General features: G+C 44.6%; 25 protein-coding genes. 14 read left to right on the forward strand and 11 right to left on the reverse strand.

From position 1 onward, the window contains the following. Nucleotides 1-48: 48 nt before the first annotated feature. Together V2H45_RS03680 and V2H45_RS03685 are read right to left on the reverse strand one after the other, a co-directional pair. Complete coding sequence (locus tag V2H45_RS03680; protein ID WP_330482264.1) at nt 49-495, reverse strand: ketosteroid isomerase family protein; 447 nt, start codon at nt 493-495, stop codon at nt 49-51. A 126-nt stretch (nt 496-621) separates the two neighbouring features. Then, on the reverse strand, nt 622-1,125 hold the full coding sequence (locus tag V2H45_RS03685) for an orange carotenoid protein N-terminal domain-containing protein (protein ID WP_330482265.1): 504 nt from the start codon (nt 1,123-1,125) through the stop codon (nt 622-624). Nucleotides 1,126-1,616: 491 nt separating this feature from the next. Between V2H45_RS03685 and V2H45_RS03690 the strand changes: the two genes are divergently transcribed. Then, nucleotides 1,617-2,051, forward strand: coding sequence for a hypothetical protein (locus V2H45_RS03690; RefSeq protein ID WP_330482266.1), 435 nt, complete (start codon nt 1,617-1,619; stop codon nt 2,049-2,051). A 78-nt stretch (nt 2,052-2,129) separates the two neighbouring features. Here the strand turns inward: V2H45_RS03690 and V2H45_RS03695 are convergent, their stop codons facing one another. Then, complete coding sequence (locus V2H45_RS03695; RefSeq protein WP_330482267.1) at nt 2,130-2,828, reverse strand: macro domain-containing protein; 699 nt, start codon at nt 2,826-2,828, stop codon at nt 2,130-2,132. Between the two features lie 48 nt (nt 2,829-2,876). Between V2H45_RS03695 and V2H45_RS03700 the strand changes: the two genes are divergently transcribed. After that, the gene (locus V2H45_RS03700; RefSeq protein ID WP_330482268.1) at nt 2,877-3,257 is read left to right on the forward strand and encodes a nuclear transport factor 2 family protein; all 381 of its coding nucleotides are present in this window, start codon (nt 2,877-2,879) and stop codon (nt 3,255-3,257) included. Between the two features lie 3 nt (nt 3,258-3,260). Here the strand turns inward: V2H45_RS03700 and V2H45_RS03705 are convergent, their stop codons facing one another. After that, nucleotides 3,261-3,818, reverse strand: coding sequence for a TetR/AcrR family transcriptional regulator (locus V2H45_RS03705; protein WP_330482269.1), 558 nt, complete (start codon nt 3,816-3,818; stop codon nt 3,261-3,263). A gap of 140 nt (nt 3,819-3,958) precedes the next feature. On the opposite strand from V2H45_RS03705, the gene V2H45_RS03710 reads away from it, so the two are divergent. From V2H45_RS03710 to V2H45_RS03745, 8 genes are all read left to right on the forward strand, one after another. Further along, nucleotides 3,959-4,561 carry a glutathione S-transferase family protein gene (locus V2H45_RS03710; RefSeq protein WP_330482270.1) on the forward strand — a complete coding sequence of 201 codons (603 nt, stop codon included), beginning with the start codon at nt 3,959-3,961 and terminating at the stop codon, nt 4,559-4,561. A gap of 57 nt (nt 4,562-4,618) precedes the next feature. Then, nucleotides 4,619-5,179 carry an NADPH-dependent FMN reductase gene (locus V2H45_RS03715; RefSeq protein ID WP_330482271.1) on the forward strand — a complete coding sequence of 187 codons (561 nt, stop codon included), beginning with the start codon at nt 4,619-4,621 and terminating at the stop codon, nt 5,177-5,179. Nucleotides 5,180-5,350: 171 nt separating this feature from the next. Further along, entirely contained in the window at nt 5,351-5,944 is a 594-nt protein-coding gene (locus tag V2H45_RS03720; protein ID WP_330482272.1) for a pyridoxamine 5'-phosphate oxidase family protein, read from the forward strand. A 2-nt stretch (nt 5,945-5,946) separates the two neighbouring features. Next, nucleotides 5,947-6,633 carry a cupin domain-containing protein gene (locus V2H45_RS03725; RefSeq protein ID WP_330482273.1) on the forward strand — a complete coding sequence of 229 codons (687 nt, stop codon included), beginning with the start codon at nt 5,947-5,949 and terminating at the stop codon, nt 6,631-6,633. Nucleotides 6,634-6,667: 34 nt separating this feature from the next. After that, entirely contained in the window at nt 6,668-7,210 is a 543-nt protein-coding gene (locus V2H45_RS03730) for a protein tyrosine phosphatase family protein (protein WP_330482274.1), read from the forward strand. A 16-nt stretch (nt 7,211-7,226) separates the two neighbouring features. Next, nucleotides 7,227-7,652: a nuclear transport factor 2 family protein gene (locus V2H45_RS03735; RefSeq protein ID WP_330482275.1), complete on the forward strand. Its 426-nt coding sequence runs from the start codon at nt 7,227-7,229 to the stop codon at nt 7,650-7,652. A 307-nt stretch (nt 7,653-7,959) separates the two neighbouring features. Continuing rightward, nucleotides 7,960-8,535 (forward strand): SMI1/KNR4 family protein, encoded by a 576-nt coding sequence (locus tag V2H45_RS03740; RefSeq protein ID WP_330482276.1) that lies wholly within the window; start codon nt 7,960-7,962, stop codon nt 8,533-8,535. A 269-nt stretch (nt 8,536-8,804) separates the two neighbouring features. Next, entirely contained in the window at nt 8,805-9,635 is an 831-nt protein-coding gene (locus V2H45_RS03745; RefSeq protein ID WP_330482277.1) for an Rpn family recombination-promoting nuclease/putative transposase, read from the forward strand. Nucleotides 9,636-9,763: 128 nt separating this feature from the next. On the opposite strand, the gene V2H45_RS03750 is transcribed toward V2H45_RS03745, so the two are convergent. The 3 genes from V2H45_RS03750 to V2H45_RS03760 all read right to left on the reverse strand — a co-directional run bounded on the left by V2H45_RS03750 (nt 9,764) and on the right by V2H45_RS03760 (nt 16,242). Beyond that, on the reverse strand, nt 9,764-11,296 hold the full coding sequence (locus V2H45_RS03750; protein WP_330482278.1) for a hybrid sensor histidine kinase/response regulator: 1,533 nt from the start codon (nt 11,294-11,296) through the stop codon (nt 9,764-9,766). 46 nt (nt 11,297-11,342) lie between these two features. Beyond that, nucleotides 11,343-13,775, reverse strand: coding sequence for a response regulator (locus tag V2H45_RS03755; RefSeq protein ID WP_330482279.1), 2,433 nt, complete (start codon nt 13,773-13,775; stop codon nt 11,343-11,345). 142 nt (nt 13,776-13,917) lie between these two features. Next, the gene (locus V2H45_RS03760) at nt 13,918-16,242 is read right to left on the reverse strand and encodes a histidine kinase dimerization/phosphoacceptor domain -containing protein (protein WP_330482280.1); all 2,325 of its coding nucleotides are present in this window, start codon (nt 16,240-16,242) and stop codon (nt 13,918-13,920) included. A gap of 468 nt (nt 16,243-16,710) precedes the next feature. On the opposite strand from V2H45_RS03760, the gene V2H45_RS03765 reads away from it, so the two are divergent. Further along, on the forward strand, nt 16,711-17,679 hold the full coding sequence (locus tag V2H45_RS03765) for a sulfurtransferase (protein ID WP_330482281.1): 969 nt from the start codon (nt 16,711-16,713) through the stop codon (nt 17,677-17,679). A gap of 371 nt (nt 17,680-18,050) precedes the next feature. Continuing rightward, on the forward strand, nt 18,051-19,235 hold the full coding sequence (locus V2H45_RS03770) for a YeeE/YedE family protein (protein WP_330482282.1): 1,185 nt from the start codon (nt 18,051-18,053) through the stop codon (nt 19,233-19,235). Nucleotides 19,236-19,419: 184 nt separating this feature from the next. Here the strand turns inward: V2H45_RS03770 and V2H45_RS03775 are convergent, their stop codons facing one another. Next, nucleotides 19,420-19,869: an SRPBCC family protein gene (locus V2H45_RS03775; protein ID WP_330482283.1), complete on the reverse strand. Its 450-nt coding sequence runs from the start codon at nt 19,867-19,869 to the stop codon at nt 19,420-19,422. 110 nt (nt 19,870-19,979) lie between these two features. On the opposite strand from V2H45_RS03775, the gene V2H45_RS03780 reads away from it, so the two are divergent. Both V2H45_RS03780 and V2H45_RS03785 read left to right on the forward strand, forming a co-directional pair. Beyond that, nucleotides 19,980-21,584: a DUF2157 domain-containing protein gene (locus V2H45_RS03780; protein WP_330482284.1), complete on the forward strand. Its 1,605-nt coding sequence runs from the start codon at nt 19,980-19,982 to the stop codon at nt 21,582-21,584. After that, the gene (locus V2H45_RS03785; RefSeq protein ID WP_330482285.1) at nt 21,581-22,273 is read left to right on the forward strand and encodes a GDYXXLXY domain-containing protein; all 693 of its coding nucleotides are present in this window, start codon (nt 21,581-21,583) and stop codon (nt 22,271-22,273) included. The genes V2H45_RS03780 and V2H45_RS03785 overlap by 4 nt, the downstream gene beginning before the upstream one ends. Before the next feature lie 5 nt (nt 22,274-22,278). Here the strand turns inward: V2H45_RS03785 and V2H45_RS03790 are convergent, their stop codons facing one another. The 3 genes from V2H45_RS03790 to V2H45_RS03800 all read right to left on the reverse strand — a co-directional run. Next, entirely contained in the window at nt 22,279-22,683 is a 405-nt protein-coding gene (locus V2H45_RS03790; protein ID WP_330482286.1) for an MAPEG family protein, read from the reverse strand. Between the two features lie 209 nt (nt 22,684-22,892). Beyond that, nucleotides 22,893-25,013, reverse strand: coding sequence for an NAD(P)/FAD-dependent oxidoreductase (locus V2H45_RS03795; protein WP_330482287.1), 2,121 nt, complete (start codon nt 25,011-25,013; stop codon nt 22,893-22,895). 80 nt (nt 25,014-25,093) lie between these two features. Beyond that, on the reverse strand, nt 25,094-25,510 hold a 417-nt coding region (locus V2H45_RS03800), incomplete at its 5' end, for a class I SAM-dependent methyltransferase (RefSeq protein ID WP_330482288.1).

The following is a 25,510-nucleotide window of genomic DNA, read 5'->3' on the forward strand; positions in this document are numbered from 1 at the left end:
TTTTGAACTTTCGCTGGGGACTTTTGTAGAGATTTTTATACTGCAATACTAACGACGCAGATTTGCTAATTCTTGTAGTGTTGCCAACAGTTCGATCGCCACATAGACAATTTCTTGCGCAGGATTTAAAACAAATTTCCACGCGACATTGACGCTAAACCAAGCGGTTTTGACGTGACCGCTGACCGTGACTTGTACTAAATCATTTTCGATCGCTGTGCGATTGGTGATGCATCGAGGATACAGCTTTATTCCCTGCGCTTCTTGATTTAAATAGGTTGCGATCGCTTCCTCACCTATCACTAAATTCTCAAAGGGAGGATGCAACGCACCATTGGGTGCAAATAAAGCTGCTGTCGCTTGGAAATTTCCTGCATTAAGAGTTTCAAAATATCGTTGAATGACAGGCTCAATTTCGGTATTTAATATTCGGTCGATTTGCCTTGCAATATCAGCGGTGGGCGAATCTGACGTTGATGCGATCGCACTCATCATAAGTAACCTAGGCTCCTGAACTATCTTGGCTAACTGAAGCTATAAAAAATAAGCCTTTTGAACTTTAGAAGCAGGCTACTAACCTGCTTCTAAAGAAAGGTAGTTATGACGTATCGTTTACGCGTTTTAGGCAAGGGGATCGTAACCCATGGCTACGACTGCACTACGCAAAATTGTAATTTGTTGACCAAAATCTAGAGAGGAGATCGTTCCAAGCAAGCGTTGGACATCTTGGCTCATTTGGTAGTTGCTTGGTACTGGCACAACAATACCTTGTGTCATCAACTCAGCTAGCACATACCAAAAGCCTAGCTTTGTGTTTACGCTAAGAACGCCATAAGCGCGAGTGTCAGGTGTATCGACGCGATTTACGAGATCGCGCATGAATTGCAGTTGCTCAGTATAGGTCATGGTTTTGACCTTTTCGATCAAGCCTGCTGCAAGTTGTAGACGTGCGGCACCAGGGGCTGCTGGAGTAATTGACTTACCGCACTCAGTGTATGCGTACCATAAGATTGCCAATTGATCGTCAGCACTGAGTTGCTTGAATAGTTTGCTTACTGTAGAAACTTCATTGACTGACTGAAGGCTAGCAATGAAACTTTGGGTTGAATCTGTGGTGTATGTCATAACTATGCCGTTTGATTTCTTGGGTGAACCTTTTTTCGTTGTGAAACTAATATAACTAGAGATTATTCTTTACAAATCTATACATAGGTATATATTCCCCCCCTACCTTTTGATAGAGATCGTAGCCTAATGCTCTATAACCCTTTTAAAAAAGGGTTCTCTGAAAAATAAAGAATATTTTCTGCGCTTATTTTCACCAAATAGTCGTAAGTTCATGGATTCTAAGCCTTAAAAACAGGTTAAGGAATACTTATGAAATCGATGCTTATCATAAAGTTCTGCAAAGATATAAGTTTTTATTATACTAATCATAAAGATATGTTAAGGTTTACAAAATTTGATTGATATCTTGGGCGAACAGAGATTAGTATGCATCTATAGGATAAATATGTCTTTAGATAGAGTCATGGTCTGTAAAGAGTTAAGTCCTGATTTCTAAAGAACAAAACCTAACTGCCTTTTCTTTTTAAAACCTGTTTGGATATATCTATATGACTTACTCTTTTACACTTGCTCCCCGTTACCGTTTGGACGATGAGTCAATCTGGCTAGAGGGCATCGATCCATCTCGCAATTACTGGATTGCTGTAAATGGTGAGTCTAAGCTGACCGTAGCGATCGCTGGGCTAGTGGCAAAATCTTTTGAGCATTTCAAAAATATAATCCTCAGTTTTAGAGCTTTGCAGGCGGGCGAAACGCTGACAATTGAAAGAACTGCTGGTGATTGCGTAATTCACTGTGTGGGACAAAACTGCTACGCGATCGCTGATACGGTAAATGGTGCGCCTGTGTGGCATTTATTCGATCGAGAAACTTTAGAAAGCCTATTAATGACTGCTCATCCTAACTGGCTATGTTCGGAGAAAGATCTTGAACTTGGTCGAAAAATGTTAATGAGATCTTGGCAACAAGCTGTTGCTGCATAAAGTCGATTGCATCGAGAGACATTTCGTAAGGGCAAGTCATGACTTGCCCTTCTTTGGTATAGGCAGAAAAGGGATTGTCTATGTATTGGACGCATTACTTTTAGATTCTTTCAAAGTATGTAAATAGTCCATAGCAACTTGATAAGGTCGTAGGGGTTTTGAGCGATCGGTTACCACAATCCAGTCGATGCGGGTAGGAGGATTGAGAAAGTTTTTATAAGCCATAGCCATTTGTTGGGCAGCTTCAGAATATGGCATTTTTCCAGTAGTCGTTCCTAATCCTGGACAAGCTACAATATCGATGATTTTGTTTGATTGCTGGTTGTGATGATATACAGCTAGAAGCATAGCCCACATAGCAGAGTAAACTTGATCTGTATGTGCGATTGGCATGGGAACTCGCATCGTTGGGGTATGAGCGATAAATGGATGTAGGAGATTTCCTGTTTCCACAATCATAGAAGTACCGACTGGCTGCTCGCCAAGATAATCTCGCAAAATTCGAGTTTGCACATCCTCCATTAAGGGTTGTCCAAAGAAATTAATAATAGCGAGATCGACGCCGCCATCCATAATGCCGAAGGAGTTTGCAGCACTAACTAAACAATCAAATTTAGGCAACTGTTCAAAGTATCCTTGGACTATCTCCACGTTAGGCAGATTGTAAAAGTGCTCTTGCCATGCTTCGCATAAGTCACGCTTTGGATCAACCAAAATCAGCCTTGGTTTTATCATTCCAACCTCTAATAAACTCCTACATATACTTTTTACATCCATCTATTGCCAATTTTTGAGCAACCGAACTTTATCCATAATTTGAGAATCATGGAAAGCACAATTAAACAACAGATTTTAGAAGCTGAAGAAACGCTTCGGCAGGCGATGATACGGTCAGACGTAGAAGCACTCAATGAGCTAATATCGTCAGAACTTCTATTTACAGACTTTTTAGGACAACTCGTAACTAAGCAGCAAGACCTTGATGCCCATGCTTCGGGTGCGATTAAAATCGATGATATCGCCTTGACTGAGCTGCAAGTATTGCCCGTACAGGAGACAGTCGCTGTCGTTTCTGTACGCGTATATATAACGGGTAGTTATAATGGCAATCCAGCCAGCGGGAACTTTCGGTTTACGCGGGTATGGTCGCGATCGCCTCAGGGAACTTGGCATATTATTGCGGGACACTGTGGCACGATTGCCTAACTATTAGATTTCAATGTCTCGACAGAGTTGTTGCGGTAATTGTGCGATCGCGCGCTGGAACGGTGCAAAATCGCGCAGCCCGTGGGACAAAATTAATGCGCCTTGAATCGCGATCATGGCATCTTCGCCGCGTTGTTTTGCTTGAGTTTCATCCAGTCCTGCTGCGATCAGAACCTTAGCGATCGCTTCAATCCATTGCGAAAATGCCCAGCTAATTTTGGTATGAAACAGATCGTCACTAGATTGTTCCATTACCAACACAGCCCAAAGACAGGAATTTTGCCCCTCGTTAAAAAATCGATTTGTCTCCTCACACATGGACTGAAATTTCGCGATCGGTGTTTCTTGCCGATCTAGAATTTCTAAAATACTAGCCTCTAGCCATTGATTGACTTGAGAAAGTGCAGCCTCTGCCATCTCCGCCTTGCCCCCCGGGAAATGATGATAGAGACTCGCTTTCCCCAAGCCCGTTTCTTGGGAAATTTTTGAGAGCGTTACACCCTCATAACCAAACTGGCGAAACAGTTTGAGCAAAGAGGGGATATAGGTTTGTTTAGACATAAGCCAAAAGAATGCAAGAAAGTTAAATTAACCTATTGACAAGTATACCGAACGAACAGTACAGTATGGATATACCGAACGAACGGTACAATTATTTTATCTTTCATCTTCCGATTACAAGCACCAAAGCAGGAATCCCAATGATTAAGCTATACGGCCATGAAGTCTCTGGTAACAGCTATAAAGCTCGTTTGATGTTGTCTTTGCTTAACCTTGAATATGAATGGATCAGGGTCGATCTGATGAAGGGCGAACACAAGTCGCCCGAATACTTGGCAAAAAATCCCTTTGGGCAAGTGCCTTTGTTGGTGGATGGAGAAACCCAACTTGCCGATGCTCAGGCGATTTTGGTTTATCTAGCCCGACAATATGGTGGCGAATCATGGCTTCCTACGGATGCATTACCCATGGCGCAGGTAATTCGTTGGTTATCCACCGCAGCGGGTGAGGTACGTCAGGGTCCAGAGAATGCGCGTCTCTTTTATTTATTTGGGGCGGGAACGAAGATTAATATCGAACGGGCAACCCAAAAAGCAGAATTCATTCTGACCCAGTTTGATAAGCATCTGAGTACGAGAAATTGGTTGGAGTTCGATCGCCCTACAATTGCGGATGTTGCTGTCTATCCTTACATTGCTCTGGCTAGAGATGGCAAAATTGAACTTGATACCTATCCCCATGTTTTAAGATGGATCGAGCGGATTCAGCAACTCTTGGGCTATATTCCCATGGCAGGAATCTAGTATTGTGGAAGCAAGGTATGGTGACAGCGATCGCTAAATTCAATAACTGGAGCAACCATGACGCTCGAAATCTTGGCAATCTCAGGCAGTCTTCGTTCTAAATCCTCTAATATGGCTATTTTGCAGGCGGTGATGGAAATAGCTCCAGAGACCATGCATATCTCAATTTATGATGGAATGGGTAATCTTCCCCACTTCAATCCCGATCTTGATGGGGATGAGGTACTAGCACCTGTGCTTGATTGGCGATCGCAACTCCAAAATTCTGATGGCGTCATCTTTTGCACCCCTGAATATGCCCATGGTGTCCCGGGCGTTCTCAAAAATGCCCTCGATTGGATCGTGTCTTCGGGAGAGTTTATGTATAAACCCACGGCTGTCATCAGTGCTTCTCCCTCGCTTGATGGTGGCGATAAAGCCAATGCTTCCCTTGTCCAGACGCTCAAGGTGATGATGGCAGAAATCCCAGAAGGTTTAGTGCTTTGCATTCCAGCCGTTTCCGCGAAATTCACCCCCCAGCGCGAATTAGTGGATCCTGCCACAAAAGCATCACTTCTCTCGCTTTTATATACTCTTACCATATCGATCGCACAAATCCGCGATCGCACAAATTCTTAAATCTCTTTGAAAGTATCGCGTTAAATTTATCTCAAGCATGGAGGAACCAGTATATGATTTGGAAACGGCTAAAAAATTACTTGCAAGCTTATCTCTGGCATCCCTCAGATAGCTCGATGGATTGCGAACAGTACCTTCAAGAACTACACAAGTATATGAGGAACTAAGTTTATGCCCCGTCAATTTGGCACGATCGCCTTTACTCCTGCGGTAAAAGCGATGCAAGAAAAAATGGGTTCCCGTGAGAACTACGAACGCTTTGTGGCTAAAGGTGCGGACAACAATTCTATTACCCCCGATCTAGAGGAATTTATCTCTAGTATGGAAGGATTTTATCTGGGTACTGTTACTTCTAATGGCTATCCCTATATTCAGTTTCGTGGCGGCAAAGCAGGATTCCTAAAGATTCTTGACGAGCGCACTTTAGGTTTTGCTGATTTTCGCGGCAACGTGCAATATATCTCTGTGGGCAACCTCTCGGAGAATGATAAGGCATTTCTGTTTCTGATGGATTATCGCAATCGCCGCCGCCTCAAGATTATCGGTCGCGCTCGAATTGTGGAGAACGATCCCATTCTCCTCGCTCAATTACAGGATAAGGACTATGCCGCAACCGTAGAACGTGCGATCGTCTTTGAAATTGAGGGCTGGGATTGGAATTGCCCGCAGCACATTCCCGTTCGCTATTCACAAGCGGAAGTGGAGGTAATGCAGGCTAGAATTCACGAACTAGAGCAACTTCTTGCTGCGGCTAAGAACGCATAATTATGAAACTCCATGCAGATTTTAGACAACGCGTTGTGGTTAATAGTGAAACCCTTGACTGGATTGATTCGCCCATGGTTGGCGTCCAACGTCGCATGTTAGAACGGGATGGTGAAGAGGTGGCAAGGGCAACCTCCATCGTTCGCTATGCCCCTAATAGCCACTTCTCGGCTCATACTCACGGCGGTGGTGAAGAATTCTTTGTCCTTGAAGGAGTTTTCTCAGATGAGCATGGCGATTACCCTGCGGGGACTTATATCCGCAATCCTGTCGGATCGACCCACACACCGTTTAGTGAGGAAGGTTGCACCATTCTGGTGAAACTCTGGCAAATGCATCCTGACGACCAGCAGCGGGTAGCGATCGCAACGGCTCAAACCCCTTGGGTTAAAGGCTTAGTTGATGGATTGCAGGTCATGTCACTCCATACCTACGGGACGGAGAATGTAGCCTTGGTGAAGTGGGCGGCTGGCACTCAGTTTCAGCACCACAGCCATTGGGGCGGAGAAGAGATTTTTGTGCTTGATGGTGTCTTTGAAGACGAGTTTGGTGCTTATCCCAAGAGAACTTGGCTCCGCAATCCCAGTGGCAGCAGGCACACCCCGTTTAGTCAGTTGGGCTGTTTGATTTATGTCAAGACAGGGCATTTGAGTTCAGTTGCAACTGTCGATGATGCTGAAATCGCTTAAACTAGGATCGAAATCTATCCTCTATTTTCAAAATATGAAGATTCAAAGTGTCTTTGCTAGCCTTATTGCGAACATTGTCTTATACGGGCGATCGACATGGCAAATCGTCGCATCGCGTCTTAGTCCTAAAAAAGGTATCGAGGATATTCTAAACTACCGATATATCTCGGACAAGTTAGCCACAAGCGGTCAACCAACTGCCGCAGAGCTGGAATTAATTAGCCAAGCAGGATATAAGACGATTCTCAATTTAGCACCCCCAACTGCGTCCAATGCTCTACCAGAGGAACAGGCGATCGCTACCTCCTTGGGAATGGATTATATTAACATTCCCGTAGTTTGGGATAATCCCACGCTCGAGGACTTCACTCGGTTTTGCGATGTGATGAAAGCACATAAAGATCGACCCATTTTTGTCCACTGTGCCATGAATATGCGGGTGTCTGCATTTGTTTGTCTCTATCGCCATTTAATGATGGGAGTCTCTGCATCGGAAGCCTATGCGACTATGGCAACCGTCTGGCGACCCAATCCAACTTGGCAGAAATTTATCGAAACCGCGATCGCTTCCTATTAACGAATTCTAAAAAAATATGGAAATTAAGCCACCACTCCCACCCTTTACCCTAGAAACTGCAAAAGCCAAAGTCCAAGCGGCTGAGGATGCTTGGAATACGCGCGATCCTGAGCGAGTTGCCTTGGCATATACCGAAGATTCAGAATGGCGCAATCGAGCTGAATTCTTTAGCGGACGAGCTGCGATTAGGGAATTCCTCAAACGCAAATGGGCTAAAGAATTAGACTATCGCCTTAAGAAAGACCTCTGGTGCTTTATGGACAATCGCATTGCTGTCCGATTTGAGTATGAATGGCATGATGATGCAGGTTTCTGGTATCGTGCCTATGGTAATGAAAATTGGGAATTTGCCGAAAACGGTCTCATGATGCGTCGTTTTGCGAGTATCAACGATGTACCCATCTCCGAGTCCGATCGCAAGTTCCGTTGGGAGCGCACTTGATTACCCATAAGGTTCACCGTTTGCGGGGTATTGCCACAGACTTTGAGACGAATTTGTCCACTATCTCGATCCACTGTACCAACTATCGGTGGATTGGTCGTTTGCCATTTTACCTGCTTACCTAGATGAGCGACAATCTTTACCAACTTGAGAGAATCCTTTTCAGTTTGTGAGACCTGCGATCGCTCCAATAAACTTTGTTTGGTACGTTTCATTTCATGAACGCACCCTTGTATCTTGAGAGTAAGGTAAATTTTGAACGCGAATATACGAGGCTAAACAAATATCCATAACAAAGGTAATAATTATGCAAGAATTATTAGAAAAGCTGGAACAGTGGCTGAGGTTAAATAAACCAGAATACCTGTCTAGATTACAATGTGGTCTCACCTTGAAAGAGATAGAAGACTTGGCTACACCCTTATCTTTGCGATTACCAGAAGAAATAGTTCAACTTTATCAATGGCGTAATGGGAGTGAAGCTTCTGGCGATAATTTTTTCTTGATTTACAGATTCCTCCCTTTGAGAGAAGCTATTGAAGATACACTGCATCTGCGAAAAGATGCCGAAGCATATCCTCTGTTTGAATCCAATGATAGAAAAATGGGCTTCCCAAATTATTATGATTGGCAGTATCATTGGTTCAGTATATTCTATGAAGTGAAAGATAGAATTGCTATGGTGATAGGTGATAATCCTTCAGCTTATGCACCGATTATTATCACTTGTGGTGAAAACTCTTGGACAGAACTCTGGTTTAAAAGCCTCAAAGGATTTATCTCAGCAATTTTAGAATGCTATGAAACAGAACTCTATCTTTTAGAAGACTTTTGTCTTGATGATGCTGAAGAAATTTGGGCTAAATACCGTGATTTGGTTTAGGGTGTAACTATTTGGGTGTCGGTGGATGCGGTATTTTGGGTGGATAAGAATCGCAATTACGCTCAGGTGTTGGAGGAGTATGGAAGTAATAGTAGTAGCGTATGGTGCGCTCATGAATGAAACTCACCAAATAAGTCTACTTGGGATCTATTCTATTGTTTTAGTAATCTCCATCCAAATTAACAAGCGATTCTTTCAAACTAGCGAGCAATCATTTGAGCTATGGATTGACTCCTTCTCAAGCACCCTTAAGATGATAAAATCCCACGATGATCGACAACATCTGTAAATTCCTCGCAGAGACATTCCCCACTGACTTTGCCAATTGGCTACTTGGCAAAGCGATCCTTCTAACCAAACTCGAACCCTCCGAACTCTCAGTAGAGCAAATTCGTGCCGATGCCGTGATATTTCTCGAATCAACAGAAATCATTCTGCATATCGAGTTCCAAACCGAACCAAATCAAAATATTCCCTTCCGCATGGCAGATTATCGACTGCGGCTGTATCGTAAATTTCCCGATAAACAAATCCATCAAGTCGTCATCTACCTTACCCCCAGCCAATCCCCCCTAGTCTATGAAACCACATTTAACATTGGCACGCTAAACCATCAATTTAACGCGATCAGACTATGGGAGCAGCCCACAGAAATATTTCAGCGATACCAAGGACTCTTCCCGTTTGCCACGCTATCTCAAACCAGCAACCCCGAAGAAACTCTAAAACAAATTGCCGGGCAGATTGAAAATATCCAAGATAAGCAGGTACAAAGTAACGTAGCCGCATCGACCGCTATAATATCAGGTATAGCCTTAGACAAAGAAATCATCCAAAGACTACTAAGGAGCGAAATCATGCAGGAATCAGTAATTTATCAGGAAATTTTGCAAGAAGGCAAAGCTGAAGGTATAGCCGAGGGCGAGGCTAAAGCGTCTAACCAAATCGCTTTAAATATGCTGCGTTCCAACATTGCCCTAGATGTAGTTGCCCAATTGACAGGACTAACCCTCAAACAAGTCCAAAAACTACAAAAGCTTTCATTAAAACAGACCAAGCCAGCTAAGTCATCAAAGCCAAAGCGGCGGGATGCATCCTGAGCGGTTTGGGTGATTGGCGATCGCTCTAATAGGTTTAGGTTTTTGGGTTCTTTTCATTTCGGCGCTCTAGGTAACTTATACTTGCCTTATGCCGAAATCTTGAACCCGAACTGCAGCGAAGTCACATTTTAGCCAATCGGTAATGTGACCGTAAAGTTTGTGCCGCGATTGACTTCGCTCTCGACTTCAATTTGACCGTTATGCATATCTACAGCACGTTTTGCGATCGCTAAGCCTATACCCGAACCAGGAGTTTTGCTGACATTAGAAGCACGATAATGGAGATCGAACACAAAAGGTAAGTCAGTAGCAGGAATACCGATGCCCCGATCGCGAATTAGAAATTTCGCTATAGGCGCAGAAAGAAAATCATCCCGATCGCAGATGAGTTCAAATTGAACGCTACCACCATGATTAGAATATTTCATAGCATTCGAGAGTAGGTTCATCAAAATATGACGCAGTAGGTCTCGATCGATATAAGCGCGATCGCACGCTCCTTGACTGGAAAAGCTTACCGCAATCGACCTATTGCGATCGTTGGGGTAAAGGAATTTGATTTCCTCCACCAAATCTAGGCAGAATGTTTCCAAGTTTGTGAGAATGGGCTTAAAACTAGAAACTTCTAAGGCAAATCTACCCAGTGCTAACATGTTTTCTAGAACGGCAGTCATGTGCTTGACTGATTTTTTGATGCGCTCTAGGCGGCTTTGGATGACATCATCGTTTAGATTTGGATTTTGGAGATACTCGGCTGCAAGCATGATGACAGCAAGAGGTGTTCGCATTTCATGGGAGGCAATGGCAATAAATTTTGATTTGAGTTCGTTGAGTTCCTTCTCTTTTTTTAGCGCTTCTTGTATGGCAACTTTTTCCACTTCTGAGGATTCTGCCTTGCGGCGATCGCTAATATCCCAAAGCACCATAACAGCTCCATCAACTGTTCCTGTATCTCTACAGATAGGGGATGCACTATCCCCTACAGGTTTTTGAATTCCATGGCGATCTATGATTGCTGTGCCATCATTTAGATGGGCTACTTCTCCCGATCGCAAGACATGAGGAATGGGGTTAGCAATTGCACGACCCGTGTTTTCGTCGATTAGTTGTAGAACCTCAGACACATGTCTTCCAGTTGCCTCTGTTTGCTGCCATCCCGTTAAGTTTTCGGCGGCGGGATTCATGTAGGTTACGGTGGCGACACGATCGGTGGCAATGACAGCATCATTAGTCGATTTTAGAATCGCTGAGAGAAATTCTTCGCGATCGGCAAGTTGCCTTTCCATACGGTGCTTATACAAGGCTGTTTCAATCGCAACGCGCAAATCCCTCTCATTAAAGGGTTTCACAAGATACCCATAGGGTTCGGAGTTCCTAGCGCGTTTTAGCGTTACATCATCCGTATGCGCAGTAATATATATCACTGGGATTTGAAACTGTTGGCGCAGGAGCGCGGCGATCGCAATACCATCCTGCTCCGATCCTTTCAGAATGATATCCATTAAAACCAAGTCGGGTTTGTTTTTAATTACGCTGGCAATTGTCTCGAGATCGGAAGTAACAACATCGGTGACAATATATCCCAGAAAGGTTAGTTCCTCTGAAATAACCCTTCCTGTAATTACTTCATCTTCAACGACTAGAACTTTGGTGGTAGGCATTCAAATAATTTCCCCGTTTAATTGATTGCTGTAATAAAAAGTGATTTTAGATCGCTAAAAGTTGCTGGATAAAATTTACGAGTTGTTTGAGTTTAAAGGGTTTTGCCAGATAGTCGCTAGCACCTGCTGCTAAACACCTCTCACGATCGCTTGGCGTCGATAGCGCAGCCATGGCAATAATAGGAACATTGTTTAACTGAGATTCTGCTCGGATCAGTCGGATTGCCTCCAGACCATCTATACTTGGCGTTTGGATTTCCATCAAAATTAGATTTGGATTCTCTGTCCGTGCCAGTGCGATCGCTTCCCCTCCATCCTTCGCACTAATAAAGCGGAATCCTTTCGCAATCAGGTAGCTGGAAATACTTTGAACATTTGCCTCATTGTCATCCACCAGCAAAATCAAATTTGAAGACAATGGATCGCCTTTGGTCGAGGGCAACACAGTTGCCCCAGAAGGATTGCCATAGGGAAGTCGAATGGTGAAGCGGCTGCCTTGTCCGACCTCACTCTCAACAGAGACCGTTCCACCATGTTGGGTAACAATGCGTTGTACGAGTGATAATCCTAGCCCCGTACCAACGTTCTGCCTGCTGAGACTGCTATCAATTTGCACGAAAGGTTGGAATAGTTTTTGGATATTTTCACGACTGATGCCAATGCCTGAATCAACAATAGAGAAAGCGACTTGAGAAGAAGAAGCTTCTTCTGTAGGTTTTTCTCCCCTTCTCTCCTCTGTTTCCACCCAAACTTCTAGGGTTACACTTCCTTCTGTGGGAGTGAATTTGATTGCATTACTGAGCAGGTTGATCAGCACTTGGCGGATGCGGCGATCGTCTACCCAAATCATGCCAATATCTCCTGGGATGTGGGTACTGAGGCGAAGATTTTTCTTTAAAGCCATCTGCCTTACCAAGAGCATGCTGTTGTCGCAGATACTTTGGATGGGAACATCGGAAATTTGTAATTCCAATTTACCAGATTCGATCTTGGCAAGATCGAGTATGTCATTGATTAAATCTAACAGGTGTCTACCACTACGTTCGATCGTGTCGATCGCCTTTTTTTGTCGTTCGTTGATCGAACCAAATACGCTCTCTAGGAGTCCTTCTGCCATGCCTAAAACAGCATTGAGCGGCGTGCGGAGTTCGTGGCTCATATTGGCGAGGAACTCATCTTTAAGTCTTGTGGCGCGAGCTAGTTCGGCATTGGCGATCGCGAGTTGTTCGTTGGTTGAGATCAGACGAGATTCGCTCTTTTGTAATGCTTCTGTACGCCGAGCAACTCGACTTTCAAGTTCGTTATTGAGTTGAGAGAGGGCGATTTCAGCTTGCTTGCGATCGCTAATATTCTGCATTTGTGCGATCAGGTACATCGGCTGCTGCATGGTATCGCGGACTAAGGAGACGCTCAGTAAGATCCAGACGATATGTCTTTTTTTATGCCAAAATCGCTTCTCTAAATTAAAAGAACCGATCTTCCCTGTTAGCAAACTGTGCATCGCATCTAAGTCTGATGCCATGTCATCCGCGTGGGTAATTTCTTGATAAGTCAAAGAGAGTAATTCGGATTCTGAATAGCCAAAGAGTTGGCACAGAGCAAGATTAACCTTGAGGAATCTTCCATCAAGGGCATTTAAAGCCATGCCGATCGCTGCGGTTTCAAAAGCATTTCTAAAGCGAGATTCAGATTCGCTTAGGGCGGCTTCGGCTCTTTTGCGATCGGTCATATCCCAGAGCACCATCACGGCTCCATCGATTGCCCCTGAAGGCATACAAATAGGAGAAGCACTATCACCCACTGGTTTTTTGATTCCTTGGCGATCGATCGTAGCGGTGGAGTTGTTCAGAAAGCTAACTTGTCCAGTTTGTAAGACAAGGGGAACAGGATGGGCAATTTCTTCGCCACTATTTTCATCGACTAGGTATAAAATCTCGGTCACATCCCTGCCTAACGCCTCTGCAAAGCGCCATCCCGTTAGTTTCTCTGCGGCTGGATTCATGTAAGTGATTTCGGCAGTATTATCGGTAGCAATGACAGCATCGCTGGTCGATTTGAGAATCGCAGAAAGTTGGGCTTCTCGCATCGCAAGTTGTCTTTCCATCCGATGTTTGTATGTAGCAGTCTCGATCGCCACGCGTAAATCTCTCTCGTCAAAGGGTTTGACAAGATAGCCATAGGGCTCGGAGTTTTTAGCTCGCTCTAGCGTGGCATCATCCGTATGAGCGGTGATATAGATAAATGGGAGTTGAAATTCTCGGCGCAGAATTGTGGCGATCTCGATACCATCTCTTGGGGAACCTTTCAGAATGATATCCATCAAGACTAAGTCGGGTCTGTTTCCGATTACGCTGGCAATTACCTCTTCATCGGAGGTTGCAAGATCGGTGACAACGTATCCAAGCAGAGATAATTCCTCTGAAATGACTCTTCCAGTAATCACCTCATCTTCAACGACTAAAACTTTGATTGGTGCCATGCTTAATCGTTCCCTTTTAAAATTTATTTAGAACTTATTTGAAATTTATAATGACTTGGTATTCAGACATATAAAAGTAATATCCTAACGAAATATATGCCAATTTACGCCAAATCCTTTGATTTTAACTAGTTTAACTAGGTTAGGGTTTGATTGTAAATGTAATCTTAAAAGCCATACCTCCTTGATGTTCTAAAGAAATCTGTCCTTTTAATTGCTGTGTTGCAAGGGAATAGACAAGTTGTAGACCCAGATTCTTGGCATGTTTGAGGTCGATCGCTTCATTCATACCAATGCCGTTATCTCGAACAATCAAGGTATACCCGTCGGGCTCACCCTTATGAAACTCAATTGTAATTTGCCCCGAACGACCTTCTGGAAAAGCATACTTTAGAGCATTAGAGACTAACTCGTTGACAATTAAACCGCAATACATGGCTGTGTCAATGTCAACCTTAACGGGTTCGGCATTGATATTTAAAGAGATATTTGTAGATCTTGATGCGTAGGAATTCTCTAGACTGAGCGTCAAACTCTGAATATAACCAATAAAATCAATATGTTCTAGATCTCTAGATCGGTAGAGTTTTTCGTGGAGTAAAGCCATCGACAAAATGCGATCGCGACTGCTCTGAATAATTGCTTGAGTTTTTGGCTCTCCTACTTGCCGAGATTGTAGGTAGAGCAGCCCTGAGATGATCTGCAGGTTATTCTTTACGCGATGGTGAATCTCTTTCATCAGAACGATCTCGCGATCGTAAGCCGCTCTCAACTGCACTTCCGATTCTTTGCGCTGAGTAATATCTAATGCGACACAGCCAATTCCGATGATTTCCCGATCGCGATCGTGCAAGGGTTCGACTGTCAGATCGAAATATCGGGTTTCATCATGGGTACTGACATGCACCTCTTCACGTCTACCAATGCCATTGGTAAGAACTTGCTGCTTGAGATGACTCAATCTTTGAGCATCTTCTTCAAGCGTCAAAATCTCAGCATCCAGCTTCCCGATGACAGATTCGTAATCCACTCCCAGAGCGGGATTATACACCCATGTATAACGCAGATCCCGATCTTGCGTAAATACGGTAATCGGTGAATTCTTTAAAACTAAGTCAAATCGTTCTTCGGTTCGTTTGCGTTCGTTGACTTCAGTTTCCAATTCGGCATTGGCTCTAGAAAGTTCCAGCGTTCGCTCTAGCACTCTGGCTTCTAGTTCGATGTTGAGATTGTTGATGTATTCCTCAACCCGTTTGCGATCGGTGATATCGCGCCAAGCAATCACGCCACCCGTAACCGCATTCTCTTCATCTCGAATTGGTCCTGCATTGCATAAAATTACGATTTGGCTGCCATCGGGTTTCTGGAGCACCCATTCCTCGTCTATTACATTTTCTCCTTTCTGAACTGCACGGGTCAAAGGTAGTTCTTCATTGGTTGCTGGTGTGATGCCATCGATACGAAAGATTCCCCATTCTTGAACGTGCCGATCTGCTGGGATATCTTCGAGAACTTCGCGCGATCGCCCAGTCAATTGTTCGCCATACTTGCTTACACGCCGAATATTGACATCGGGGGCATCAGCAATTGTGATGCCATCAGGAATATACTCCATCAGGGCATCGAGAATTCTTTTGCCTTCTTGGGCTTCCTGTTCTGCCAATTTGCGATCGTTGATATTCTTAACACGAACGAGATTCATGTCTTGACCTGCAACATTGATGTGCTTGGCTGCCAAATTGCCCCAGAAATGCTTCCCTTTTTTCGTGACATATTCTATATCGCCCCTCCAGAAACCTTTGTTACTGATGTCCTCGAGAATTGCTGTTAGTTCGCGATCGCTAAATTGCCGTTTTTGTAACGCCTGCCCCTCAATACCGATGAGTTCTTCTTTACTATTTACTTCAAACATCTCTACAGCACAAGGATTGCAATCGATAATCAGAAGGGTCGTCGTATCAACTAGAAACAGAGCATCTGTCGCTTCATTATAAATTGCCTCTCTCAGATCGAGATTGTGAGATAGTTCCAGCTCCACTTCTTTGCGTTCGGCAATCTCTTTGGCTAACGCGATATTGATCGCTTCCAATTCGGAAAGTGTGGGCATTGCTAGCACTTTAGGAAGAAGGGGGATGAGACTAGCGGCGGTAAAAACAGAAACGATCGCGGTAAGTGTTTTGATTGTGCCTGAGACCCAGTAAGTAGGATGCCACAGCGTCCATATTTCCATTACGTGGGTCGTGCCACAAAGAATAATGAATACGCCAAACAGTAAAAATATCCAACGAAAGGGTAAATCTTCACGTTTGCGGACAAAGTAAATTAACGAGATTGGAATTGAGTAATAAGCGATCGCAATCAGTAGATCTGATAAAAGATGCAACCATACGAGTTCTGTTTTCCATAAATAACAATGCCCGTGGGGGATAAATCCCCCCGATGTAAAGAATTCTTGAATTAATTCCACGTTTCCTCCAGTTCTGGTTTGTAGCGTGCTTAAAGTGTTACCGAACGATAAGATGATTTTGCCGTATCACAATTCGACGATCTTGATAACTTTATGCGATTCAGATAAGCCTCCAGTTCCTAATTCTTTCTGATGGAATGATATCTTTTAAAGTTCCACTATAGGATTGGTAGATGTAAGAGCAATGACACCTTGGTAACTGAGATAGAAATTATTTTTTTATAATTCGCTACATTCCTTAGCCCTAATTTACCACTTGAGCGAATGGGACGATCGCTTGCCATTGTTTGCGGGTTATTGATTGCAATTTGTGAAAGAATGTGCGATCTTTTTATTAATCTACGGTAATACCATGTAGATATAGTAGATATTGATCTATCGAAAGTATTGAACTGATTCAATGCTTCTTTCCGCACTTCAGAGTTTGTTCAGATCCAAATCATCATTATCCCCAATCAAACGCTAGTCATGAAAAGAAAATCTATCTGGAAAAAGTCTTCTAGGCTAAAGCCTTTAGTTTTGCTTGCTTCGGTAATCGCTTGTTTTGTAGCGATCGCAGCATTTAATTTCTCTCCTCTTGCAGCACAAAATTCGGGAACTAAAATTTCATTTGTGCCTCCTTCATGGGTGCGCGATCGTAGCAACGATCCAAATCTTAGAATTCTGGATGTACGACTAAACCCAGTGGACTATTTCAAAGCCCACGTTCCTAATGCTGTCAACTTTGCCGATAATCTTGTGCGCGGTCCCAAAAAGGGTTTACCCGTGCAATATTTTGAGCCAGAAAAGCTAGAGACATTGCTAGAGAAAGCAGGTGTAACCGATAATACTCAAGTCTTGATTTATTCAGATGGTAGAGATGTCTTGGGCGCAACACAGATCGCTTACCTCCTTGAACGTGTAGGTCTACGTCAACCCGTTGCAGTCCTAGATGGCGGCTTGACAGGATATATAGAGGCTAAAGAAAAAGTAACCCAAGAATTTCCTAAATACGAAATAGGCAACCTCACCTTGAAGGACAATAAGTCCATTCGTGTCAATCTCGATCAGGTAAAAGAACTCATTGGCAAGCCTAATGTTGTATTTTTAGACCCTCGTCCACCTAAAGCTTTTCGTGGAGAAGAAGGAATTTTTGCCCGCGATGGCCATATTCCCGGAGCTAAGAATATTCCTTGGGTAACGTTTACCTATGCAGATAAAGAGAATCCTCACAAACTAAAACCCCTCAGCGACATCCAAAAGATTTTGACAGATCGCAAGATCGACAAATCGAAAGATATTATTGTCACTTGCACGACTGGACGCGAGGCAACCCTGCAGTATGTTGTGCTCAAGCATCTATTGGGTTATCCCAAAGTACGGGTTTATGAAGGATCGTTCACTGAGTATAGCCAGAGTGGTCTTCCAGTGGAAACAGGGCCCGAGCGTTCTACCTAATTTTGGATAGGTTAAATCAACATTCTAAATAGCACAATCATTTAGAGTTTTGAGAACTTTGATTGGGATAAATAGCTTCTTTGCTTGGAAGCAAAAGTTCATCAAATTAGTGGGCGAAATCTATAGGAGGAGAATTTATTGCCGAGTAAAAGCTCTCTTCCAAAAGGTTTCGCCCTAGCAATCCATCTTTTTCCTAGCTAATAAACTCATCATATTTTATGAAAATTTCCATTGTTATTTTTCTTGCATCTCTTGCAAGTTCTTTAATCTTTCCTATACTTATCCCCACTACTGACTTGAATCAGATTGCTTGCGAACCGTCAAAACCCAAACCAACCCAGCCACCTAAAAATCCACGGACTACTTAAAATATGGCGAATTCCATTCAACCTACTGCTGGGTTTGAAGCATGGTTTCTGCGCCCAAAATTGCAGCAGCGAATTACCGCGATCGCGCTCTTAATTTTCATCGTTGGTGCGATCGCCCTCAGTCAATTTGGCTGGCGGCAGAGTGCTTTGTTTATTGTTGGTGGGCTGTTGGGTTTAACGCTCTATGCGGCAAAGTTTAGCTTTACAGGGGCATATCGCAAAGTTCTTGTCGAGCGCGATCCAATCGGGATGTATGCCCAGTTTTTAGCGATTGCGATCGCCGCCATTCTGTTTGCACCCACCTTGGCGGCAGGTTCAGTTTTTGAGCAGGATGTCAGTGGTGCGATCGCACCCCTAGGTGGCTCTGTTTCCTTTGGTGCGTTTCTATTTGGGATTGGGATGCAGTTTGCCACGGGTTGCGGTTGCGGGACGCTCTATACAGTTGGGGCAGGCAGTACAACCATGCTGTTTACCCTAGCCACCTTTGGAATGGGTGCTTTTGCCGCTAGCCTCACCCGTTCGTGGTGGACATGGCTACCCAGTGGGCAAGCGATCGCCTTGAATGAAGTTTTTGGTTGGCAGTTAGGATTGCTGGTACAGCTAGGCTTGGCGATCGTTGCGATCGCTCTGCTCTATGGATGGAGGCGTTCCAAATCCACAGAACTCAACAGACAGCCTATTTGGTCAGCACTTCGCACCCAGAAGAAACTGTTTTTTGGCGCGATCGCTTTGGCTATTCTGAACTGGCTTGTATTGATATTATCTGGTCAACCTTGGCGAATTACATGGGGATTTGCGCTCTGGTCAGCCCATATTGCCAAGTTCGTTGGATGGAACGCTACAACGAGCCAATTTTGGCAAGGGGAATTTGCGCAAGCTGCCCTAAATCAAAGCGTGTTTGCGGATGCGACCTCTGTCACCAATTTGGGGATTATTCTTGGTGCGCTCTTGGCAGCAGCGATCGCAGGGAAGTTCGTTCCCAAAGCAATTGGGTCAGTTTCAGCAATTGTCTTTGCTCTGATCGGTGGTTTGCTAATGGGCTACGGTGCTTTTCTAAGCTTTGGTTGCAATGTCAACGCATTCTTTGGTGGGATTGCTTCTGGTAGTCTGCATGGCTGGCTCTGGATCGCGTTTGCGTTGTTTGGAAGCTTTGTGGGGATTCGCCTGCGATCGCCCATAATTGTCTAACCTTCCTACTGACTGCAATCAAAATCAAAAGATGCCCCACAATTTATGGGACGGAGCTTTTGCTTGATGCTATTCGTTTCCTTTAGACGTAAAAACCACAATTTTGTTCAGCGTTGGTTTGCATAAGGCATCGGAAAGTCTAGGAAGGTTATTTTTAAAAGCGTAAGAGCGTTTTTAGCTAAGCCTATAACTTTTGTTTTAGCGCCTGATAGGCTCTATCCATTGTGGCATTATGGTTCCTCTCAGTGATGGCTTTGAACCAAGGGAATTTGACAAATAGAGCAAAAAAGGGGTTGGCAACTGTCACATCCCAAAAATATGTGGCGGCTTTACCTTGGTCTTGCGATCTCAAGACCCATTTCCCTCGACCGATCAAGTTGCCTGTTGCTTCCAGTTCTAGCAGGTGAGGAGGCTCTACCTTGATAACCCGCATCGAAAAGCGAAAGGTATAGGGAAGATCGCCACGGTACTCAACATCAATATCGACGCTGCGACGCTCCTCTTTTTGTACACTGCGTGGTGTAACCTTGCGAAAATCCCGTAACCATCCAGAGATATTTGAGGTGTCCTCAATTTCTTTCCATACGTGCTCAATCGGAGCGTTGAAATACCAGTGAGCAATGAAGTGGTACATACTTATTGCTTAGATGATGTGCCAGTTAGAACAGTGTCACAAACGAGCGAGTATTCTAACTCAGTCTTATGGCATAGTCCTGATTATATTTAACAGTCAGGGGCAAATTTATGCTCACAGAGAAATTTCGACGGCAGTTACGCCAAGAAGCCGATCGCTGGCAGGCAGAAGCCTTGATCGCACCAGAGCAATATCAGCAACTCGCAGAACGCTATGGGTTTAATGCCCTAGATGCCAATGCTTCTAGCCGATTTACGATGATTCTGATCGGGCTGGGTAGCATTTTACTTGGGCTGGGAGCGATCGCATTCGTAGCTTCCAATTGGCAGGAGATGTCACGGGAATTTCGCGCAATTTTATTGCTCAGCGCCTTAATCGGCTTTAATTGGTTGGGGTTTCATCTCTGGCAGAGAACTACACGCTGGCAGCGACTCGGACAGGGGTTCTTAATTTTAGGAGCGCTGATTTTAGGTGCAAATATTGCCTTGATGGGACAGATTTTCCACATCAATGGCGAACTGTACGGACTTTTCTTTCTCTGGGGCTTTGGTGTGCTGGCAATGGCCTATGGATTGCGGTTTACACCCCTCGGGATTATGGCAATTCTGCTGATTGGTTTAGGCTATCTGTTCCATTGGGGAAATCACTGGAGCAGACTAGCTACGGATGAAGATGTTTTGGTGAAACTGATCGCGCAACAGATGTTAGCGATCGCGGTCTTCGTACTCGTCCCACTGGCTTACTGGTGTCGATCGCGCGCGATCGGTATTCTTGCGATTGTGCTCACTGTGGTGGTGTACTTGAATAGTTTATCGATTCGAGAAGGGAACTTTCTGGTCTGGACAATTCGGGAATATATGCCGATTGCGGCTGCCTTTCTATTTATCCCACTGGCTTATTGGTGTCGATCGCGTTCTATCTTTTTATTTGCGTTACTTGCGACAGTTATAGGCTTGCTCCGCAGCGTGTATGGTTTGAATAATTTTGTCGTTCCAGGACAGGTGATTTGGGCGATCGCGCTGACCTTTCCTCCAGCAATTTTATGGGCCTATGACGACTTTCTGTGGCGGCAGCGATTCCTCTCAGAACGCATTCTGCCGCGATCGAGTCCCGCTTTTGCCCATCTAGCCCATGGGTTTTCCCTAGTCCTCTTGAGCGCAATCTGTTACTTTCAATCTTTTTGGGGAGCTTGGAGTTGGCGCAGCCAAGATATCGTTTTTGTGGAATCCCATCCCTTTACAGAATGGTCTAGTTTGGTGAATCTACTGCTATTCGGAAGTATTGCTACATTTGCTTGGTGGCGGCTTTTACAGGATTCCGCAAGAGGTGTTGTAACCAAGATCGTGGGTGGCTTTATGGTGGTGGAGATCGCGATCGTTCTCTGGCACGGAAGCCTAACCCCAATTCCCGAAATTGCCACATTTACCTACAACGTATTGCTATTCCTGATTTCGATGGGATTGATTCGCATCTCCTTAGAAAAATCGCAGCGAATTCCATTTTGGGCAGGAATTTTCCTGATTGTCCTACAGGTTGTCAGCCGACTTTTTGAGTACGATACAGGGCTGTTATTGAAGTCCTTTATCTTCGCTCTCTGCGGTACAGCCGTAATCTTAGCGGGACTTTGGTTTGAGCGCCATCTCAAACTGCTCGCCGTTGGTTCTGCAAGTTCATCTCAAGCAATCCTACCCAGTTCTTTTGAGGAAAGACCATGACTAGCATTCCCCTTTCTCCTGAAACCAGTGGTGGAAACTATCCCGAAGAGAACCATCCTACACAACAACCCCCAAAAAAGTTAAAAGGTTGGCGATTTTGGGTTCCCTTAGCACTTCAATCTCTATTGGTGATATCGATCGCGATTCCACCATTATTAACCGAACAAACTGGCAAAACCGTCGTTCTTCAAACTGCGCCTGTCGATCCCTATGATGTCATGCGCGGCTATTCTCAAAGCCTCAGCTACGATATCTCAAGAATGGATACGCTGAAAAAGCTGCCAGGATGGAAGGATTTGCCCAAGCAAGCCTATGGAGATTACCCGCAAGACAATACCAACTTTTATGTGATTATGCAGGCTCCTAATGCTAATGGCGCGATCGCAGTACCACCTAAACCTTGGCAACCGATTGCGATTAAACCCATGACTGGAAATTCTAATCGTGGTACTTTCCGTCCTGAAACCCTACCCCCTAGCCAAGTTGCGATCAGAGGTAGAACAAAGTACGCTTCGGTTGAATACGGTCTGGAAATCTATTTTATGCCTGAAGAATTACGCGATCGCGTCAATCAAGAGGCTTCCCAAGCCAGCTTCAACAAAACCAGTTTCGTTGAAATCAAAGTCAATGCTGAAGGTCGTGCCGTTCCAATTAGACTCTGGCTTGGGAATAAGAACTATCGCTTTTAGAGGCTCTAACGAAACAGAATCTTACTGACGATACCTATGCCCGAACCAATTATCAAAGCAAGGGTGGCGAGAGAAGAGATGGCAAAGCCCAAGGATCTTTTTTCCGCTGCTGCGTAATAACCCCAAGCATAGACAATGCGACCTAGAATCCAAATTCCTCCGATCGCTGCGCCCCATATTGGACTTATATAAAAGCTAAACAGCCATAGGACAGGCAAAAAGATTGCTAGTTGCTCGAGGGTATTTTGATGAACTCTAAAGGTGCGCTCAAAGTTCTCATCGCCTGTAATTTGGGGGGCTGGCACTTTATATTTAGCACGAGCAATACCAACACCAATGCCCAATCCATAATAGAGCACTACTGCTAACAGCGTAACCAGAGATGGCAATGCGAATAAACTTAAATCCATATGTTGATTGAGAAGTTGAATGCAATCTAATCATGACATATCCCCAGCAAGGTCTTAGATCCCCGACTTTTTTGGCAAAATTGAAGATCCTTTTGGCGTGAATCAAAAAAAGTCGGGGATCTCTCTTGGCGTATAACTTTCAATATCCAAATCGGTTTTCTACGTACTAATTTGACGCGACCTTGATGTTGTGTCGGAATTACTGATTGTCATTTCAGTTGACCCTTAACAATCGGATTACCAATCGAATAGTTGAGGGCGTAGCTCCAACTGAGTAGACGCAGCCAAAGGCGGGGATATTTGGGTTCTAGCCACGATTGTGCCTTGGTGAGCGTTTTGGGTAGCCAACTTGCAAACAGAGCATTGGCGATCGCGCCTTGCGTAAATGACCCGTAACTCTTGAGCCAGCGCAGCATGTCCTTTGAGCCAGCCATCTCCCAGATCCAAAGCACGAGTTTGGGGTTTTTGAGTGCCGCCGAGATCGCAAGACGATTAAACATCAGCCAACCGAGGCGATCTTTGATAAAGCGATCGCTGACATTGGGTGGTTGCTCGGCAAGCAGGCCAAAGAAGGTATTTAGCATGGAATTCACCCGCTCTGGAGGTAAATGTACGCCCGTGGGAACCATCATGCCCTTAGAGAATAGCCAAGTTACCGCCACATTGCTTTGATAGGCAGAGATTTGTTCTAAATCGTCAGCAGCGAGTAGATCGTGTTTGAGCGCAGTATCTAGCAAAATCGTGAGACGGGGCAGATTGCGCACCAGAGAGCCAAAGCCCGTGAAGACGAGAGGGGACTGCAAAGCCGCCGCATCGCCAATGGCAAGTAAGCGATCGAATGCCGATAGACGCGATCGCGCGGTTAAACTAAAGTGACCGGGAATATAGCCAAAGGTGGCTTTTTTGAACACCAACTTATCCATATCGCAGCGGCGATATTCAGGCAAAATCGCAAAAAAGTCCTCATACATATCCAAGAGAGAACCGGGATTTTCAGGATGGACTTGATGATAGTGAAACAGATAAATCGCCATTTCTTCACCCACACCGGGAAAGAGTTCCCAAATCAGTTGCCGACCTCTAGAAATATCGCCATGACTAAAGAGGACATCGCCATAGGTATAGTCCCACACGCCGCGATCGAAGCCTTCCACCACTGCACCCACCGTAGGGCAGACGCTATCAAAGGCTTTACCCGCATTGATTTGTTGCGCGATCGCACTAGCAGAACCCATGGCATCAATGACTAATCGTCCTGCGATCGCCTTGGAACTTCCATGCTCTCCCTCTGCTAAAGACTTCACCATTATGGTAACGGAATCCTTTTCTACAATTACTTGCTCAAACTCAGTTTGGTCGATGATTTCACCACCAAAAGCCAGTAATTTCTCACCACAAATTCGTAGCAATTTGCCAGAGTCCAGCGCCACATTCAGAACGGTAGGCGTATGCAGGACTTGTGCCTTTAAGTGAGGCGGGTTATTCCCGTCAAAGAACTTGTTGAACCCATCCACGTACTCGCAGGTGATGATACTTTCAAATTCAGCTTGGGTAAATAGACCGAATTCCACAAGACCTTCAAACTCGGCTCTAGAGATATTCCATTCGCGGTTCATGCGACCAAAGGGCAGGCGTTCGATCAGACAGACGCGATAGCCCAGTTTTGCCATCATGGCAGCGTGAAGCACACCCAAAGCACCACCTAGATAGATTAGATCGTATTTTGGGGTTGATTTTAGATTTGAAGTAGAATCTAAAGCTATATTCTCTAAACTCTGTTGCGTTCCATTTTGATTGCTCGATTGCTTGTCAAAGACTACTTGCTTGGGGGCTAGGGGATTTTTGACACTTTCACGCCAACGTTTTTCCCACCAGTAGACGCGATTCAGATCGTATTCACCATTGGGAATGCGTTGAAAATATTTGACCGTCAGGGGATATTTCTCAGCCAATGCCTGAAAGATCGACTCCCCTGAAGCGATCGCAGGAAGTTGGGGATATTCATAGGGGAACTTGCTGCGAATTTGCTGGGTAAGATCCGCTAAAACCTGCTTCTCGGCTTTTATTTGGGTTTGGGGTATGGGGGCTTGCGGCGATGACCAGCGAAATACTTTTAAATAGGTCGTGCGTTGCAACGTCCAGACAAAGGCGCACAGATCGTCGGGGGCGTTTTGAAGGGCTGGGTTGTCAGGCTTGGAGTCAAACTTTAGGGTAAACCCATCAGCAGTACCTGTTTTTTTGCCGACGGGCGGCAAATACGCTTGACGCAGCCATGCCCGCACTGCTTCGGTATTTGGCGTCGGAATTTCTAAGTAGAGTAGTTGCTGCATGATTGAGAAAACCAGATTTGCTCTTCTAATTTCGCATTTCTTGAGGGCTATTGCCAAATCAATTTATGCGGCAATTGGATCTAAGCTGCAATTTTTTCCAAAATCACTTGGTTTGCCTTATGAATGAGCTTCACCTTATGGCAAAAGCAATTGACAAACGCATCCACCGCAATTCCTGTGTTTTGCTCGGGTGTTTGTGCAAAATTGTAGTCATAGTCATCAAAAATAATTGTGCCTCCAACCTTTACCAAGCCCCAAGTTAAAACCGCATCGGTCAAAACATCGACAGCTAGATGCGAACCGTCAATGTAAGCCAGATCGAATGTGTTGAGCGGCAAATTTCTGAGGACATCCTGTGAATTTCCCACGATTTTCGTTACAGTTGCCTGCGATCGCGTTTGGGCAACATTAAAATCAAATCTTGCCTCGATAGATCGCAGATAAGGCCAATTCAAGGATGAAATGCAACGGGGTCTGATGAAGCAAAGAATACTTCG

It is taken from the genome of Tumidithrix elongata BACA0141 (assembly GCF_036349135.1).
GTDB classification, from domain to species: Bacteria; Cyanobacteriota; Cyanobacteriia; order Pseudanabaenales; family Pseudanabaenaceae; genus Tumidithrix; species Tumidithrix elongata.